The following is a 16,816-nucleotide window of genomic DNA, read 5'->3' on the forward strand; positions in this document are numbered from 1 at the left end:
GCCGTCACCGCCGAGCACGAGGGCGCGTTCGCGGCCGCCGCCGGGGCTGCGGCCGGGACGGGACGGGCAGCGGTCGGCGTAGACCTGGGCGTGCTCGAGCAGCCGCGCGTCGAGCCGGTTGGCCTCGGCGCGGTGCCTGGCGGCCGACTCCAGCAGGTCGGCCGTCGACAGCGACTCCAGATCTCCTTCGAACATGTGTTCGATCCTACGCGATGTCTCGTGCTGCGCCAAACCCGGAGCGGTTCAGAATCCCTTATCCACAAGGCGAAACGTCACACTGACTAGCCGAGCCAAACGGATATACACAGGCACCGAGACGAAGACGGCGCGGCGCGGGTGGACGTATCGCGGCGCTGCCCGAGGTGACCGATCGGCAGCAGTGGCGCGCTAACGACAGCGCCGACCACAGTGCATCCGCCGATGGCCTTCCCGCGTCACCGGTTCGCGGACCGCCGCCGGAGGCGGCCGAGAGACAGCCGCCGCGAAGCGGCAGCCGCCATCACAGCTTCCGCCCTGACCAGGGGCCCTCCGCCGATCGCGTTGCCTGTGTCACCGGTACGCGACCTGCCGCCGGAGGCGGCCGAGGGGCAGCCGCCGCGTAGCGGTGGCGTTTGAACCAACCAGCGGCGGGGATTTAGACGATTCAATTGGGCGTGGATAAACTGGCGGTCCTTGACGGCCCGCGACCGCTCTACGAGGGACGATGGCGACGCCCAGCATCAAAGAGGTCGCGCACCGCGCCGGCGTCTCGGTCGGCACGGTCAGCAACGTGCTCAACCGGCCGTGGATCGTGGCGCCTGCCACCCGACAACGCGTGCAGGACAGCATCAGCGCGCTCGGTTTCGTCCGCAACGAGGCCGCCCGCCATCTGCGCGCCGGCCGCAGCCGGACCGTCGGTCTGGTGGTGCTCGACGTCGCGAACCCGTTCTTCACCGATCTCGCCGAGGGCGCCGAGGCGCTGGCCTACGAGCACGACACCGTGGTGATGCTCTGCAACAGCAAGACCGACCCGGTCCGCGAGGGCCATCACCTCGACCAGCTCGAGCAGCAACGCGTGCTCGGGATCCTGATCACGCCGTTCGACAGCAACGATCCACGGCTGACCGCACTGGTTGACCGCGGTACGCCGGTCGTTCTCGTCGACCGCGCCGCGGACCGCGGACTGTGCTCAGTCTCGGTCGACGATCAGCTCGGCGGACGACTGGCCGGGAACCATTTGATCCAGTCCGGCCATCGCCGGATCGCCTTCATCGGCGGGCCGTTCACCATGCAGCAGGTGTCCGACCGGATGGCCGGGATCACCACCGTCGTCGAGCAGGCCGGCAACGTTGACCTGCAGTTGTTCGAGGTCGACGTGATGGGTGTGGTCGAAGGCCGTGCGATCGGCGAGCAGGTCGCCGCGCTCCCGTCGCGGAGCCGGCCGACCGCGGCGTTCATCGCGAACGACCTGCTGGCCATCGGGTTCCTGCAGGCCATGTCCGTGGCCGGTCTGCGCGTCCCCCGCGACATGGCGATCGTCGGGTACGACGACATCGATTTCGCCCGCGCGGCCGCCGTACCGCTGTCATCGGTTCGGCAGCCGGCCGAGTTGCTCGGCCGGTCGGCGATGGAGTTGCTGCAGGAGGAGGTCGAGGCGGCCGACCGGCATCGTCATCGGCAGGTGATCTTCCAGCCGGATCTGATCGTCAGGGAGTCCAGTGACTTCAAGCGCCGGTGACACGCTCTACGAGAACCCACTGGCCTCGGCCAACGACATAGAACACTTCCGGCTCGAGGGTGACGGTACCGTGTCCTTCCCGCTCGGCCGGCTTCGGCTGGAGAGTGTGCGCCCGCCGGAGGACGGTCAGGACGCCAACGTGGTGCTGTGGTGCCCCGAGGACTTCCCGCCCGACATCACCGTCGAGTGGGACTTCTGGCCGATCCGCGAGCCCGGGTTGTGCATCCTGTTCTTCCACGCCAAGGGCCGCGCCGGCGAGGACCTCTTCGACCTCAAGCCGCGCACCGGCCCGTACGAGCAGTACCACCACGGTGAACTGGACACCTACCACGTCTCGTACTTCCGCCGCCGCTGGCCGGCCGAGCGCGCCTTCCACACCTGCAACCTGCGCAAGAGCTACGGCTTCCATCTCGTCGCGCAGGGACCGGACCCGCTGCCCTCGGTGCTGGACGCCCAAGGTCCGTACAAACTGAGGCTCACTGTCGACCAGGGGCACATCACGTTCGCGATCAACGACGTGACCAGCTTCCAGTGGTACGACGACCAGCCGCTGACCGGCGGCCGGATCGGCTTGCGGCAGATGGCGCCGCTGATCGGCGAGTACGCGAACCTGCGAATTTCACGCCCGTAGACGCTACTTCGGGCAGTCCGCGAACCGGGCGGCGCGAGTTCGTGACCAGTCTCTGACAAACGCTTTCCAAGCCGTTGACATTGAGACGATTCAACCATATGGTCACATCACTTTTCGCCCGAAACGTATCTGTCACAAGGCAGGGACAACCGTGAAACACTGCCGCTCCACCAACCCTGGCCGGCCGGCCCCGGGCTCGCGATGAGCTCCCCCGGTTGGTCCATCAAGCTGTACGACGCCGCAGACGAAGTCGTCTGGGTGATGAAGCTGAACGCCCTGTGGATCGCGTTCACGCTTCTCGGCGGTGTCGCGCTGGGTATCGGCCCGGCCACGCTCGCAGCCTATTCACTGGCCAGACGCAGGTCTTCCGGTGAATCGTTTCATGCTCTGCCTGCCTTCCGCACCGCGTTCCGGCGCGAGTTCCGCCGCGGCTCGATCGTCGTACTGCCCCCGGTGGCGGCCGCGGTCGTGCTGATCGGCAACTATCTGTACTTCGCGTCGCTCGGCGCGAGTGCGTCGATCCCCCGGCTGGCCAGCCTCGTCGCGCTGGTCGCTCTCGGGGTGATCGCCGCCTACCTGCTCCCGATGGCCGTGCACTACGACCTCCGGGTCCGCGAGTTGTTGCCCAAGGCATCGTTGGTCGCGCTTGCGCGGCCGGCGTCGTCCCTTGTCCTGCTCTTCGTCGCGGTGTCCATCGCCTACGTGTCCGGAAAGTTCCCCGTGCTGGGGATCGTGGTGGCCGGCGGCGGCTGGATTCAGATCGACACCTGGCTCTGCCTGCGCTTCTTCGCCGAGAACGAGGCGCGCCTGCACCTGAAAGGGAACTCATGACCATCTTCTCCCGACGGCGTATCGCTGTCGCCGTCGCCGCGTCGACGGCACTGCTCGCCTCCGCCTGTTCCGGCGGCGGCAGCGATGACAAAGGGGGCCAGGCCGCCAGTACCGAGCTGACGGTGATGGCACCGCTGTTCGGCACCGCACCGGATCCGAGCGGCGAACTGCAGCAAGCGGTCGAGAAGCTCATCGGCAAGAAACTCAAGGTCACCTGGGTGCCGAACGCCGAGTACGGCGACAAGTCGAACGTGACGCTTGCCTCGGACAACATCCCCGACGTGATGGTGGTGAACGAGAAGGGCCCGTCGTTCGTCAAGGCGGCCGAGGCCGGCGCGTTCTGGGACCTGACCGGCAAGCTGGACAAGTACCCGAACCTCAAGCCTGCCAACGAGCAGACCGCCAAGAACACGATGACCAACGGCAAGACCTACGGCATCTACCGGGTCCGGCCGCTGCTGCGCTCCGGCATCGTGATCCGCAAGGACTGGCTGGCCAAGCTCGGCCTGAAGGAACCGCAGACGGTCGAGGAGCTCTACACGATCGCCAAGGCGTTCACCGAGCAGGACCCGGACGGCAACGGCAAGAAGGACACCTACGGCCTGATCATCCCGAAGTGGCCCGGCAACTACGCCAGCGCCAGCCCGTACGACGTCGTCGAGACCTGGTTCGGCGCACCGAACGGCTGGGGTGAGCGCGACGGCAAGCTGGTCCCCGGCTTCGACACCCCGGAGTTCCTCGAGGCGAACCGCTGGCTGCGCAAGTGGGTCACCGAAGGCCTGATCAACCCCGACTTCGCCACCCTGGACAGCGGGAACTGGAACGACCCGTTCGTGCAGGGCAAGGGCGGCATGATCATCGACGTGAACGTGCGGGCCACCCAGCTGCTCGACCTGTTCAAGGAGAAGAACCCGAAGGACTTCGACAAGGTCACCCTGGTCGGGAACCTGAAGGGCCCGGACGGTGAGAAGCACTCCTACCCGTTCACCGGTTACAACATGGTGATGGCGATCTCCAAGCAGCACATCCGGACCGAGGAGCAGCTCGACCAGGTGCTGCAGACGCTGGACAAGCTGCAGTCCAAGGAAGGCTCGATCCTGCTCACCAACGGCATCGAGGGCCGCAACTTCAAGGCCGACGGCAAGTACGCCGTCCCGATCAACCAGGACGACCCGAAGGTCAAGGCGATCCAGAACGACGTCGACAAGGCCTTCATCCAGCTCGGTACCCGGGCCTCGGTCGGCATGGGCGCCTACGCGCTGCGGCCGAACGACGCGGCCAGCCGGGCGATGCGGGAGAAGTTCGACGTGCTGATGAACGAGGACCTGAAGACCGCGGTGTTCAACCCGGCCCTCGGCGTGATCGCACCGACCGCGGTGGCGAAGGGCCAGACGATCGACACGATCATCCCGGACGCCCGGATCAAGTACCTGTCCGGCGCGATCACCGAGGACCAACTGAAGGCGCAGATCAAGCGCTGGTACGACAGCGGCGGCACGCAGATCGCCCAGGAGGTCAACGACCTGGTCGCCAAGGTCGGCGGCTGACCTCTCCGGTACGGCGTTCGTGCGGTGACAGCACGGACGCCGTACCTCCCCTGTCCCGAATCTCCTAGCCCGAAGGGAGGCCACCGTGGCCACCGATCTGGTGCCGAACCAGGTGGTACCCCCAGCTGCTGAAGCCGCACCGCCGTCCCCGAAGCGCAAACGCAGCGCCCGGCCCGTGCCGCTCTGGCGCGACCTGCTGCGCTACCGCTGGCTGTACCTGCTGCTGTTACCCGGCCTCGTGTACTTCGTCGTCTTCAAGTACCTGCCGATGTACGGCCTGACCATCGCGTTCAAGGACTACGTTCCGTTCCTCGGCTACTCGGGCAGTGAATGGGTCGGTCTGAAGCACTTCCAGGAGCTGTTCACCGGCCCGGACTTCGGCCGGCTGATGTTCAACACGCTGCTGCTCGCATTGTTGACCATCGTCTTCGTCTTCCCGGCGCCGATCGTGGTCGCGCTGATGCTGAACGAGCTGCGGATCAATGTGCTGAAGCGGTCCGTGCAGTCGCTGATCTACATTCCGCACTTCCTGTCCTGGACGATCGTCGCGTCGCTGACCTACCTGCTGTTCTCGGTCGACTTCGGCGTGATCGCGAACTGGATCCATGGCCTGGTCGGCGGGCAGAAGACCGACTACGTCGCGCAGGCGGACTGGTTCCGGCCGCTGATCGTGCTGCAGCTGCTGTGGAAGCAGACCGGCTGGGGCACGATCATCTACCTGGCCGCGCTGGCTGGTGTCGACTCGCAGCTGTACGAGGCGGCCCGGGTGGACGGCGCCGGCCGGTGGCGGCAGTTCTGGCACATCACGTTGCCGTCGATCGCGCCGACCATCGTGGTGATGGCGATCCTGACCTCCGGCAACCTGATGGACTCCGGGTTCGAGCAGATCTGGCTGATGACCACCTCGCTCAACCGCGACGTCGCGGACGTGTTCGACACGTTCGTCTACTACATCGGCATCACGCAGGGCGCGTTCAGTTACGCGACCGCCGTCGGCCTGTTCAAGGGCCTGGTCGGTGTCCTGCTGATCTTCGGCTCGAACTGGCTGGCCAAGCGCCTCGGCCAGCGCGGCCTGTTCTGAGGAGGCTGACGATGCTGAAGAAGACACAATCCGTCCGGAACTACGACTCGGCCGGCAGCCGCGCGTTCGACGTACTGAACGTGGTGTTGCTGACCGGTCTGTCCCTGGTCACCGTGCTACCGCTGATCTACGTGCTGGCCGGGTCGTTCGCGACCGAATCGGAGATCAGTTCGCGGCCGTTCTTCCTGTGGCCGGAGAAGTTCGTCACCGACACGTACCAGTACATCTTCTCCACCGACACGTTCGTCCGTGCGCTGCTGACGACGATCTGTGTCACCGCGATCGGCACAGTGGTGCAGTTGCTGCTGACGCTGACGATGGCCTACCCGCTGGCCAAGCGGTTCCTGCCGGGCCGGGCGCTGGTGCTGAACCTGGTGGTGTTCACGCTGGTGTTCAGCGGCGGCATGATCCCGACGTACCTGGTGGTACGTGACCTCGGTCTGCTGGACAGCTACTGGGCCCTGATCCTGCCGCTGGCGATCAACCCGTTCTACCTGATCGTGGTGAAGAGCTTCTTCCAGGAGTTGCCGGAGGCACTCGAGGAGGCGGCCCGGATCGACGGCTGCAACGAGCTCAACGTGTTCCTGCGGATCGTGCTGCCGTTGTCGAAGCCGATCATCGCGACGTTCTCGCTGTTCTACGCGGTCGGGATCTGGAACGACTACATGTCGCCCTTGCTCTACATCGACGACAGCAAGAAGTGGACGCTGCAGATGATCGTGCGTCAGCTGACCGCGGCGAACGCCGACTCGGCGAACGTGCTGCAGCAACTGGAGACGGTGAGCTTCCCGGAGCAGGGGCTGAAGTTCGCGGTCGTGGTGGTCGCGACACTGCCGATCCTGTTCTTCTACCCGTTCCTGCAGAAGCACTTCGCGAAGGGCGTCCTGATCGGATCGGTGAAGGAATGACAACGCTGCAATGGCTCGAAACACCTTGTAAACAGGGGGTTTCGTGGGGTGTCCCGTGGCCGCGCGGAACAGTTGCTGAAGGCACTGAGTTTGCCTTGGCCGACGGTACGCCGGTGCAGAGCTGGACGACCGCGACCTGGCCGGACGGTTCGATCAAGTGGTCCGCCCACGCGATCGGGTCGTCCGACCATCCGGAATCGTCGTACGAGTTGGTCACGGGATCTCCTTCCACGCCTGAAAAGCCTGTGCTGGTAGAACGCTCCGGCGGCGAGGTTCGGGTGACAACCGGCGACGTCACGTGGGTGCTCAATGCGCCACAGCTGATCGCGTCGATCGAGTACGGCGGTCAGGAGGTCGTGCGCGGCGTCCGGCTGGTCAGTCTGCGGCAGAACGCTCCGGACGAGGACCTGAGCCGCACCCGGCAGCAGACGACGGCGATTGTCGACAATGTCATTGTCGAGCAGGACGGTCCGGTGCGGGCCGTGGTCAAGCTCGACGGCAAACACGGTGACTGGCTGCCGTTCAGTGTCCGGCTCTACTTCTACGCGGGTGCGACCGACGTACGGATCGTGCACAGCTTCATCTGGGACGGCGATCCGGACCGCGACTTCCTCGCCGGGCTTGGCCTCAGCGCCGACGTGGTGATGCGCGACGAACCGCACAACCGCCACATCCGGCTGGCAGGTCCGTCCGGCTTCCTCACTGAGGCAGTCCGCGGTCTGACCGGTCTGCGTCGCGATCCAAGTGAGGAGGTACGACGTGCGCAGGTGGCCGGCCGTGAGATCGAGGAGATCCAAAACTCCGAGGTGTCGAACCGGCTGCACCTGATCCCGCAGTGGAACGACTACACCCTCGACCAGAGCAGTGCGGACGGCTTCACCCTGCGCAAACGGACCGGGCCCGACCAGGCCTGGGTGACCATCCCAGCCGGCACCAGGTCGCCCGGCTACGGGTACGTCGGTGGTGCCAGCGGCGGACTCGGGTTCGGCCTGCGTGACTTCTGGAAGCTGCACCCCACCCGCCTGGACATCCGCAACGCGGCCACCGACCTTGCCACCGCCACAGTGTGGATGTGGTCGCCGAGTGCACCGGCCATGGACGTGCGCTACTGGCACGACGGCATGGACCAGGACAGCTACGCCGAACAGCTCGAAGGCCTCGAGATCACCTACGAGGACTACGAACCGGGCTTCGGCAACGCCCACGGCATCGCCCGCACCCATGAGCTGACGTTACGAGTCCACGACACCACACCGTCGGCGGACGAGCTGGCAGAGCACGCAGCACTGCTCAACTCCCCTGGCCTGCTTGCCGTTGCTCCGGCCCGTCTCCTGGAGGCAGGTGTGTTCGGCAGCTGGAGTCTGCCCACTGCCGACGACCAAGACATCGAGGCCCGGCTGAACTTCCTCTTCCAGTACTACGTCAGCCAGCGCGAGCAGCGTCGCTGGTACGGGTTCTGGGACTACGGCGACGTCATGCACACCTACGACCGCGACCGGCACACCTGGCGGTACGACGTGGGCGGCTACGCGTGGGATAACTCCGAGCTGTCCCCGGACCTGTGGCTCTGGTACCAGTACCTCCGGACCGGCCGTGCCGACGTGTTCCGGTTCGCCGAGGCGATGACTCGGCACACTGGTGAGGTCGACGGACACCACCTCGGCCGGTGGAAGGGCCTTGGGTCGCGGCACAACGTGCAGCACTGGGGCTGCAGCTGCAAGCAGGTGCGCATCTCCAACGCGATCTACCGGCGCTTCTACTACTACCTGACCGCCGACGAGCGGACCGGCGATCTGATGGACGAGCTGGCGACCATCGAAGAGGCGTTCCTGGCCGTCGATCCGCAGCGCAAGGTGCGGCCGGATACCTACTCCCCCGACCCGCACGCTCTGTCGGTCGAGCTGGGCGTGGATTGGGGTGCACTCGCCGCAGCCTGGCTGACGCGGTGGGAGAGGCACGGGGACGAGCGGGCCCGCTCACGGCTGGTCGGAACGATGGCTGACATCGCAGCACTGCGCTATGGCTTCCTCACCGGCAATGCGCGGCTGGACCTGTCCACCGGACGCTTCGACACCAGTCGGCGGTCCATCGCGGTGTCACACCTGTCCTCGCTCTTCGGACTACCGGAGATCTGTTCCGAGCTCATCGCCCTGGACCTCGACGTACCGGGGTTCGAGAAGGCGTGGCTGGACTACTGCCGGCTGTACCTGCTCCCGCCCGAGCAGCAGGCAGCTGAGGTCGGTCAAGCACTACAGGGCATCTCACTCGTCCAGGCCCACAGCCGGCTCGCCGCGTACGCCGCCGCACGCACAGGCGACGTGGAGCTCGCCCGACTGGCCTGGCGCAAGTTCTTCGTCGACGAAGGCGACCAGCTGAACCGCAATGCCTTGCAGCGCGAGGCGGAGTGGAAGACCGCAGCGATCGACGGCGGTCTGATGCCCGTCGACGAGGCCGCGTTCGTCAGCACTAACGGCGCAGCGCAGTACGCGCTCGCAGCGATCCAGAACCTGTCCCTGATACCTGAACACCGAAATGACAGAGGTGGAACGGCATGGAGGTCTCCCGACGCACAGTCCTAGCAGGCATGGCCGCCGTACCCGCGGTGTCCCTGCTGGACTCCCCCGCCGCTGCCGCTTTCGCGCAGCAGGCCGAAGTACAAGAAGTGAAGCTCACCTGGTTGGAAGGCAAGCCGACTACTGCGGCCGTCACGACGTGGGGTACGCCGTGGCCGAAGGGCGCCGTACCAGCGAACCAGTCCTTTGCACTGAAGGCTGCAGACGGCAGCGCCGTACCCCTGCAGAGCTGGCCGACGGCGTACTGGCCGGACGGGTCGCTCAAGTGGAGTGCACACGCGATCGCGGTGGACGCACCGGCAGAGTCCTACACCCTCGGCCCTGGTACGGCGGCCGCGCCGGCGCAAGCTGTCACGGTCAAGGAAGAGAACACCTACGTCGACGTCGACACCGGCGTGATCAAGGCGCGGATCCGGAAGAGCGGCACGGAGCTGATCAGCCAGATCTGGCGTGGTGACGTGGTGATCGCCCGGAAGGGCCAGCTCGTCAATCTGAAGCAGGACAAGATCGCCGAGGACGAGGAAGGTGGCGGCGTCCGGGAACGTTACGAGAGCGACATCACGCGCGTCACCGTGGAGCAGGCCGGTCCGGTGCGTGCTGTGGTGCGCATCGAGGGCCGGCACAAGTCTCGCAAGGGGAAGACGTGGTTGCCGTTCTCGGTGCGGCTGTACTTCGCTGCGGGCGCGGAGAACGTGCGGATGGTGCACACGTTCGTGTACGACCGGGACGGGCAGACGGACTACATCGCGGGGCTCGGTGTGCGTTTCCGGGTGCCGCTGCGTGATGCGGCGTACGACCGTCATGTCCGCTTCATCGGTGAGGGCCACGGCATGATGGCGGAGGCGGTGAAGGGCATCACCGGGTTGCGGCGTGACCCGGGTGCCGTCGTACGGGCTGCTCAGGTCGCCGGGACCAAGCTGCCCGACCCGTCGACGTGGGACCAGCGGGTGACGACGCGGCTGCAGTACATCCCCGAGTGGGGTGACTACTCGCTGAGCCAGCTGGCCGCGGACGGCTTCACGGTGAAGAAGCGGACCAAGAAGGGGTACGGCTGGATCCCGGTCGACCAAGGCAAGCGTGCGTCCGGGCTCGGGTACGTCGGTGGTGTCAGTGGTGGATTCGCCTTTGGCTTAAGGGACTTCTGGCAGCGGCACCCGTCCCAGCTCGACATCAGGGGTGCGGCGACCGAGGAGGCCGAGGTCACGGTGTGGCTGTGGTCGCCGGAGGCCGGTCCGATGGACACGCGGTTCTACCACGACGGCATGGGCCAGGACACGTACCCGGAACAGCTCGAGGGCCTCAACATCACCTATGAGGACTACGAGCCGGCGTTCGGTACGCCGTACGGGATCGCAAGGACCAGTGAGCTCACGTTCTGGGCGCTGGCGGCGACTCCGACGGCTGCCCGCTTGGGTGACATGGCTGACCAGGTGCGGACTCCCCCGCAGCTGATCAACCCGGTGGAGCAGCTGGTGAGCACACGGGTGTTCGGTGGGCTTGTCACACCGGTGGACCGGTCGGTGCCGGCGAAGAAGGCGATCGAGGACCACCTGGACTTCCTGTTCGACTTCTACCGGGGTCAGGTCGAGTCACGGCACTGGTACGGGTTCTGGGACTACGGCGACATCATGCACACGTTCGACGAGGACCGGCTGGTCTGGCGGTACGACGTGGGCGGGTACGCGTGGGACAACTCGGAGCTCTCGCCGGACCTGTGGCTCTGGTACGCGTTCCTGCGGTCCGGCCGGGCCGACATCTTCCGGTTCGCCGAGGCGATGACGCGACACACTGGTGAGGTCGACGTCTACCACCTCGGTCAGTGGGCCGGTCTGGGTACGCGGCACGGCGTACAGCACTGGGCCGACAGTGCGAAGCAGCAGCGGATCAGTACGGCGATCTACCGGCGCTTCTACTACTACCTGACGGCTGACGAGCGTACTGGCGACCTCTTGTCCGAGCTGGTCGACTCCGACCGCACGTTCCTGGTGCTGGACCCGCTGCGGAAGATCAGGACCGAGCCTTACACACCTGACCCGCATGCACTCGCCATAGGCCTCGGCACGGACTGGAGTGGTCTGGCTGCCGCGTGGCTGACCGAGTGGGAGCGTCAAGGGCCGAAGGCTGCCACTGCGCGCGCCAAGCTTCTCGGGACCATGGAGACGATCGGTGCGATGCCGAACGGCTTCGTCACCGGTGGTGGGCTGTACGACTTGGACACCGGGCGGTTCGCACCCGTCGCGGGGAAGACCGTCAGTGTGTCGCACCTGAGTGCGATGTTCGGCCAGGTGGAGATCTGCGCCGAGCTCATCGACCTGGTCGACATGCCGGCGTTCGAGGCTGCGTGGCTGCAGTACTGCCGGCTCTACAACGCCACCCGGGCCGAGCAGACAGCCGAGTGCGGTGCGCACTTCGGCAACCTCATCCTCCGCCAAGGACACGCCCGCCTCACCGCGTACGCCGCTGTCCGCCTGGACCGGGACGACCTGGCCGCCCGAGCCTGGAAGGAGTTCTACACCGGCGACGGCTACGCCCCGAACCTCCCATGGACCGCCGAGGACGTGCAGTCGACCCTCAACCCAACCCAAGCCGCCAAGTGGGTCTCCACCAACACCACAGCCCTCTACGGCCTAGCCGCCATCCAAACCCTCGCCCTAGTCGGCGACCAGATCGTGAACCCATGATGCTGACCGCAGGGATGCGCGGCGAAACCTCCAGGTCTCGCCGTGCACCCGCCCTTCGGTGATCTCAGAACACCTTGATGCCGTAGTACGACTCAATCTCGCGCAGCGGATAGGAGTAGGACCGGCCACCCTCCTCGGGCGGGACACACTTTCCGTAATTCGGCAAGTCCGGATCGTTGTACAGCACGCCGCCAGAGACGATGCCAACGCCCAGGCTCGAGCGCCAGACCGGCCCACCGCTGTCCCCGCCCTCCACACACATGGTGCTGTAAATCATGCAGTAGAGCGTGACCCCCTGAATCGTGATCGTCCCGCAAGGGCTGGTCACGTTTCCACAGGTGGTGTGGGTCTTTATTCCCGACTTGCAAATGTAGTCACCGGCCGAGACTCCCCCGGAACCAGTGATGTTGTAGTACTGCCCGTTGTCGTGCCGATGGATCCCGCCGTACTTCTCCAGGCCCGCGTTGCGGTACTGGATGAGACCCATGTCGACACCGTTCGGGCCGCCGAGCCGGCTGGAGACTTCATTTCCCAGGTAGACGCTCAGGGCGTTGTTCGTGTACCAGTTCTCCCTGCCCAGGGTGCAGTGCCCTGCCGTGATCGCGTAGTACACACCGGTGGATTCGTTGATGGCGTTGAATCCCAGGCTGCAGTTCCGATTCGTGCCGTCCGGGTTCGGCGAGGCAATCAGGTCGCCACCCGCCATGGTGAACTTGGTCTCCCCCGGGACCCGCTGCAGCCGGACCGCGCTCCCGTGTTTGGCGATCGCATTCTTGAGGATCGCGACCTTGTCGGACGGCACCGTGTCGTCATACGTCACGAGAACAGAATTCGTGGCTTCGTCGACCACCCACCCCGTTCCCGAAATCTTCGGTGCCGTGCGATCGAGCTCCCACTTGACGGAGTTCAGATCCGGCGGCGCGCTGCCCGAAGTCGGCGCCGCCGAACTGGAACCGGTGATGCCCGCTACAACCAGGGCGCAAGCCGTCAACAGCAGAACCCCTCGTCGTGCCCAACCTCGCGTCATGCCGTCCCCTTTCCCATCGGCCGTGAGTACCAAGAGCTACGACATGGTCACTGCACGGCCTTACCGCGCACTTACCATGCCCGGGCCGAGTGGGGGTGAGGGTCAGGCTTTGAGGAAGCTTTCGGCGAGTTCGGCGGGGCGGGTGAAGCAGGCCTCGTGGGTGCCGGGGGTGGGGATGGGGGCTACGCCGAGTCGCTCGGCGAATCGGGTCCAGCCGTATTCGCCGGGCGGGAGGGCGACGTCGTCCTCGCCGAGTAGATAGGCGACCGGTACGCCGAGGGTGTCCAAGTCGAGCGGTACGACGGTCTCGGTGAAGTACTGCATTGGTTGGGGCAGGAGCAGGCTGTGGACCATGCGCTGGACGTCCTCTGAGGCGTCCGGCATGAAGGCGGCCTGCCAGACCTCGAAGGGCATCGCGACCGTGTGGTTGCCGGACGCGGCAGCCTGTCCGTCGAACAAAGCCTGATAGTTCGGCGGCACCTCGTCGTACACGCTCCTGCCCTCGGCCGGCACGAACGCGCTCCAGAACACCAGCTTCCGCAACCGCGCCGCGAGCCGCGGGGCCGCGCCGGCGATCACGTATCCACCCCAGCTGTGCCCGACGAGCGTGACGTCCCGCAGGTCCTCGCCCTCGACGAGTTCGACGACCGAGTCGATGACATCGCTCAAGGTGTACGGCGTGGGGTCTTCACCGTCCCGTAGTCCCGGCAGGGTCGGAGTGAGCACCTGACGACCCGCGGCTCGAAGCTGCTCGGCGACCGGGCGCCAGGCCCATCCGCCATGCCAGGCACCGGTGATCAGCACAAACGTTCCAGCCATGGCGCACTCCTTCGAACGGGCCCGAGATGCCACGAATCGTGCCACCAGCAACGACGTCCGTCAATATTTTGACACGCTTTCCTTGAGCGGGTCGCCCAACTTTCCCGCCACCGCCTGCATCTCTCAGAGAAGAAGCACCGAATTGGGGGGAAGAGCAGATGCCGACAACTCGTACGGCTGCCGCCGCGGCGGCGGTCTTGATGGCCGTCCTCGCTACCGGCTGCGGTGGATCCGATCCTGCGACCAGCGGTACGACGGTCACCGCACCGACACCGACACCGACACCAACGCCGACGCCGGTGCAGGCGTCCACACCCACACCGACGCCGACGCCGGTCAGCATCACCGGACTGTCAGCGCCGCAGATCCTCGCGAAGGCACAGGCCGCGGCCAAGGCCGCGAAGAGCGTGCACGTGAAAGGCGCCATGACCGACAGCGATGGGCGGATGGCACTGGACGTTCGCCTGGCCGCGGCCGGCGGCAGCGGTTCGATCACGATGGACGGCGACCGCATCTCCATCATGGTGATCGGCAAGACCGCCTACCTGCGGATGAGCGACGCGTTCTGGCGCAAGCAGGCGAAGTCGAAGGCCGAGGCCAACGCCATCGTCGCGCTGATCGGCGGTCGATGGATCAAGACCGCGCTCACCAACAAGGACCTCGGCGACCTGGCCGCTTTCGCCAGCAAGCCCAGGTTCTTCGACAGCCTGTTCGAGGAACCCGGCACGCTCCGGAAGACCGCGCCGAAGACCGTCGACGGCATCGCGTGCATCGGCCTTCGCAGCAGCGACGGCACGCTGTGGGTCGACGCGTCCACCGCGCGCCCCGTCCGGCTCGAGCTGTCCCGCACCGATGTGCTGACCTTCAGCGAGTACAACCAGATCGCAGCACCGAAGGCCCCGCCCGCCGCACAGGTCATCGACGGGAAGGCCCTCGGGATGTGAGGTCAGCCGACCTCGGCCATGATCTCGTCGGACACATCGACCTCGTCGGAGACGAGAATCAGACGCAGCGCGTAAACGCGAACTTCCGGTCCGTCCTGGTCACCCGACTTCGGCCATGATCTCGTCGCTCACGTCGAAGTTCGCGTAGACGTTCTGGACGTCGTCGCTGTCCTCGAGGGCCTCGATCAGGCGGAAGATCTTGCCGGCGCCGTCGGCGTCCAGCTCGACCGTCATCGACGGGACGAACTGCACCTCGGCCGACTCGTAGTCGATCCCGGCGTCCTGCAGCGCGGTCCGGGCCGCGACCACGTCGGTGGCCTCGGTGACGACCTCCCACGAGTCGCCGAGGTCGTTCACCTCCTCGGCGCCGGCCTCGAGCACGGCCTCCATCACGTCGTCCTCGGACAGCGACTTCCCGTCCTGCTCCTTGGCGAGCACGATGACGCCCTTGCGGTTGAACATGTAGGCGACCGAGTTCGGGTCGGCCAGCGAGCCGCCGTTGCGGGTCATCGCCGTCCGCACGTCCGCCGCCGCCCGGTTGCGGTTGTCGGTCAGGCACTCGACCAGCATCGCGACACCGTTCGGGCCGTAGCCCTCGTACATGATCGTCTGGTACTCGGCGCCACCGGCTTCGGCGCCGGAGCCCCGCTTGACCGCGCGGTCGATGTTGTCGTTCGGGACCGACGACTTCTTCGCCTTCTGGATGGCGTCGTACAGGGTCGGGTTCCCGCCAGGGTCGCCACCGCCCATCCGGGCGGCCACCTCGATGTTCTTGATCAGCTTCGCGAAGAGCTTGCCGCGCCTCGCGTCGATGACGGCCTTCTTGTGCTTCGTGGTGGCCCACTTGGAGTGGCCTGACATGGCGAAACCAACCCTTCTACCGCTTGTAGCGTCTCAGAGTTCGCGCACCAGGTCGGCGAAGTAGCCGTGCAGCCTGACGTCCCCGGTCAGCTCCGGATGGAACGACGTGGCCAACAGCCGATCGTGGCGAACCGCGACGATCCTACCCGCGGCCGGGCCCGAGCTCACCGTCGACAGTACCTCGACCTCCCGGCCGACCCGCTCCACCCACGGTGCCCGGATGAACACTGCGTGGTACGGCGTGTCGAACGCGGCGAAATCCAGGTCCGCCTCGAACGAGTCCACCTGCCGCCCGAACGCGTTCCGCCGTACCGTCACATCCAGGCCGCCGAGCGTCTCCTGGCCGTCGATCCCGCCGGTGATCTCGTTCGCCAGCATGATCATCCCGGCGCAGGTGCCGAACACCGGCATCCCGTCCGCGATCCGCTTCTGCAGCGGCTCGAACAGCTCGAACGCGCGGGCCAGCTTGTCCATCGTGGTCGACTCACCACCCGGCAGCACCAGCGCGTCCACCTGCTCGAGCTCCGACGGCCGCCGTACCGGCCGGGCCTCGACGCCGACCTGGGTCAGCATCGCCACGTGCTCCCGCACGTTGCCCTGCAGCGCGAACACACCGATCACGGTCATAGGGTCACCCTTCGCTGCCAGTCGAGCGTGACCTCGATCCGGCCTTCGTCGAAAACGGCGGGCAGATCATGGTGGTGCAGCAGTTCCAGTACGTCGTCCAGCAGCGGCTCACCGGGAGCGACGTTGGCGGTGTCGGAGTGCCAGACCTTGAGCTCGAGCATGCCGAAGTCGACCGCGTGCCAGACGTCGGTGTCGGTGAAGAACACCAGGCCCTTCGGATCCGCGGCCGCCTCCAGCGCCTGCCTGGCGGCGTGGTGGTCCGACGTGTACCGGACCACCACGATGTCTCTGGACTCCAGCTCCGCCAGTACGGCGTCCAGCCGATCCGGATCGGTCGTCGCGGGCCAATCCCTGGCGTCCGCGTCGAGATCGATCACCGCCTCACCGATCAGCAGCGGCACCAGCCCCGCCGCCTCGATCGACGGCGCGTCCTCCTGGACCGCCTCGGTCAACGCGGCCGAGATGGCGGCATGGTCGGCGTACCCGGACCGGACCAGGACGCGGGCCAGACCCCGCAGCTCCCGGGCGGTCCGCTCGTCCACCGCCAGCAGGCCTTCCGGCCCTGTCAC

General features: G+C 66.4%; 15 protein-coding genes. 9 read left to right on the forward strand and 6 right to left on the reverse strand.

What is annotated here, in order from left to right; translation table 11 throughout:
- Positions 1 to 195 (reverse strand): hypothetical protein (locus V9K99_RS42410; protein ID WP_337012662.1); only part of this gene is annotated, 195 nt, incomplete at its 3' end.
- Positions 196 to 703: 508 nt separating this feature from the next.
- Here V9K99_RS42410 and V9K99_RS42415 point away from each other — a divergent pair.
- From V9K99_RS42415 to V9K99_RS42450, 8 genes are all read left to right on the forward strand, one after another.
- The gene (locus V9K99_RS42415) at positions 704 to 1,717 is read left to right on the forward strand and encodes a LacI family DNA-binding transcriptional regulator (protein WP_337012664.1); all 1,014 of its coding nucleotides are present in this window, start codon (positions 704 to 706) and stop codon (positions 1,715 to 1,717) included.
- Positions 1,698 to 2,348 (forward strand): DUF1961 family protein, encoded by a 651-nt coding sequence (locus tag V9K99_RS42420; RefSeq protein WP_337012666.1) that lies wholly within the window; start codon positions 1,698 to 1,700, stop codon positions 2,346 to 2,348. The genes V9K99_RS42415 and V9K99_RS42420 overlap by 20 nt, the downstream gene beginning before the upstream one ends.
- Before the next feature lie 201 nt (positions 2,349 to 2,549).
- Positions 2,550 to 3,179, forward strand: a complete 630-nt coding sequence (locus tag V9K99_RS42425) for a YesL family protein (protein ID WP_337012668.1) — start codon at positions 2,550 to 2,552, stop codon at positions 3,177 to 3,179.
- Entirely contained in the window at positions 3,176 to 4,726 is a 1,551-nt protein-coding gene (locus V9K99_RS42430) for an extracellular solute-binding protein (RefSeq protein WP_337012670.1), read from the forward strand. Before V9K99_RS42425 ends, V9K99_RS42430 begins: the two co-directional genes overlap by 4 nt.
- An 85-nt stretch (positions 4,727 to 4,811) precedes the next feature.
- Complete coding sequence (locus tag V9K99_RS42435; protein ID WP_337012672.1) at positions 4,812 to 5,807, forward strand: ABC transporter permease; 996 nt, start codon at positions 4,812 to 4,814, stop codon at positions 5,805 to 5,807.
- An 11-nt stretch (positions 5,808 to 5,818) separates the two neighbouring features.
- Complete coding sequence (locus V9K99_RS42440; protein ID WP_337012674.1) at positions 5,819 to 6,715, forward strand: carbohydrate ABC transporter permease; 897 nt, start codon at positions 5,819 to 5,821, stop codon at positions 6,713 to 6,715.
- A complete protein-coding gene (locus tag V9K99_RS42445; RefSeq protein WP_337012676.1) occupies positions 6,712 to 9,294 on the forward strand; it encodes an exo-rhamnogalacturonan lyase family protein in 2,583 nt (860 codons plus the stop codon). The genes V9K99_RS42440 and V9K99_RS42445 overlap by 4 nt, the downstream gene beginning before the upstream one ends.
- Complete coding sequence (locus tag V9K99_RS42450) at positions 9,267 to 11,969, forward strand: exo-rhamnogalacturonan lyase family protein (RefSeq protein WP_337012678.1); 2,703 nt, start codon at positions 9,267 to 9,269, stop codon at positions 11,967 to 11,969. Before V9K99_RS42445 ends, V9K99_RS42450 begins: the two co-directional genes overlap by 28 nt.
- A gap of 64 nt (positions 11,970 to 12,033) precedes the next feature.
- Here V9K99_RS42450 and V9K99_RS42455 read toward each other — a convergent pair whose 3' ends face one another.
- Both V9K99_RS42455 and V9K99_RS42460 read right to left on the reverse strand, forming a co-directional pair.
- Positions 12,034 to 13,029 (reverse strand): S1 family peptidase, encoded by a 996-nt coding sequence (locus V9K99_RS42455; protein WP_337012680.1) that lies wholly within the window; start codon positions 13,027 to 13,029, stop codon positions 12,034 to 12,036.
- A 69-nt stretch (positions 13,030 to 13,098) separates the two neighbouring features.
- Positions 13,099 to 13,815: an alpha/beta fold hydrolase gene (locus V9K99_RS42460; RefSeq protein WP_337012682.1), complete on the reverse strand. Its 717-nt coding sequence runs from the start codon at positions 13,813 to 13,815 to the stop codon at positions 13,099 to 13,101.
- Between the two features lie 158 nt (positions 13,816 to 13,973).
- On the opposite strand from V9K99_RS42460, the gene V9K99_RS42465 reads away from it, so the two are divergent.
- Positions 13,974 to 14,759, forward strand: a complete 786-nt coding sequence (locus V9K99_RS42465) for a hypothetical protein (RefSeq protein ID WP_337012684.1) — start codon at positions 13,974 to 13,976, stop codon at positions 14,757 to 14,759.
- A 99-nt stretch (positions 14,760 to 14,858) separates the two neighbouring features.
- On the opposite strand, the gene V9K99_RS42470 is transcribed toward V9K99_RS42465, so the two are convergent.
- From V9K99_RS42470 to V9K99_RS42480, 3 genes are read right to left on the reverse strand one after another with little or no spacing between them, the layout of a single operon-like run.
- Positions 14,859 to 15,620, reverse strand: coding sequence for a YebC/PmpR family DNA-binding transcriptional regulator (locus V9K99_RS42470; protein ID WP_337012686.1), 762 nt, complete (start codon positions 15,618 to 15,620; stop codon positions 14,859 to 14,861).
- 33 nt (positions 15,621 to 15,653) lie between these two features.
- Complete coding sequence (pdxT, locus tag V9K99_RS42475; RefSeq protein WP_337012688.1) at positions 15,654 to 16,247, reverse strand: pyridoxal 5'-phosphate synthase glutaminase subunit PdxT; 594 nt, start codon at positions 16,245 to 16,247, stop codon at positions 15,654 to 15,656.
- The gene (locus tag V9K99_RS42480; protein WP_337012690.1) at positions 16,244 to 16,816 is read right to left on the reverse strand and encodes a DUF6891 domain-containing protein; all 573 of its coding nucleotides are present in this window, start codon (positions 16,814 to 16,816) and stop codon (positions 16,244 to 16,246) included. Before V9K99_RS42480 ends, pdxT begins: the two co-directional genes overlap by 4 nt.

The organism is Kribbella sp. CCNWLW201 (assembly GCF_037203805.1).
In the GTDB taxonomy this organism is placed as follows: Bacteria; Actinomycetota; Actinomycetes; order Propionibacteriales; family Kribbellaceae; genus Kribbella.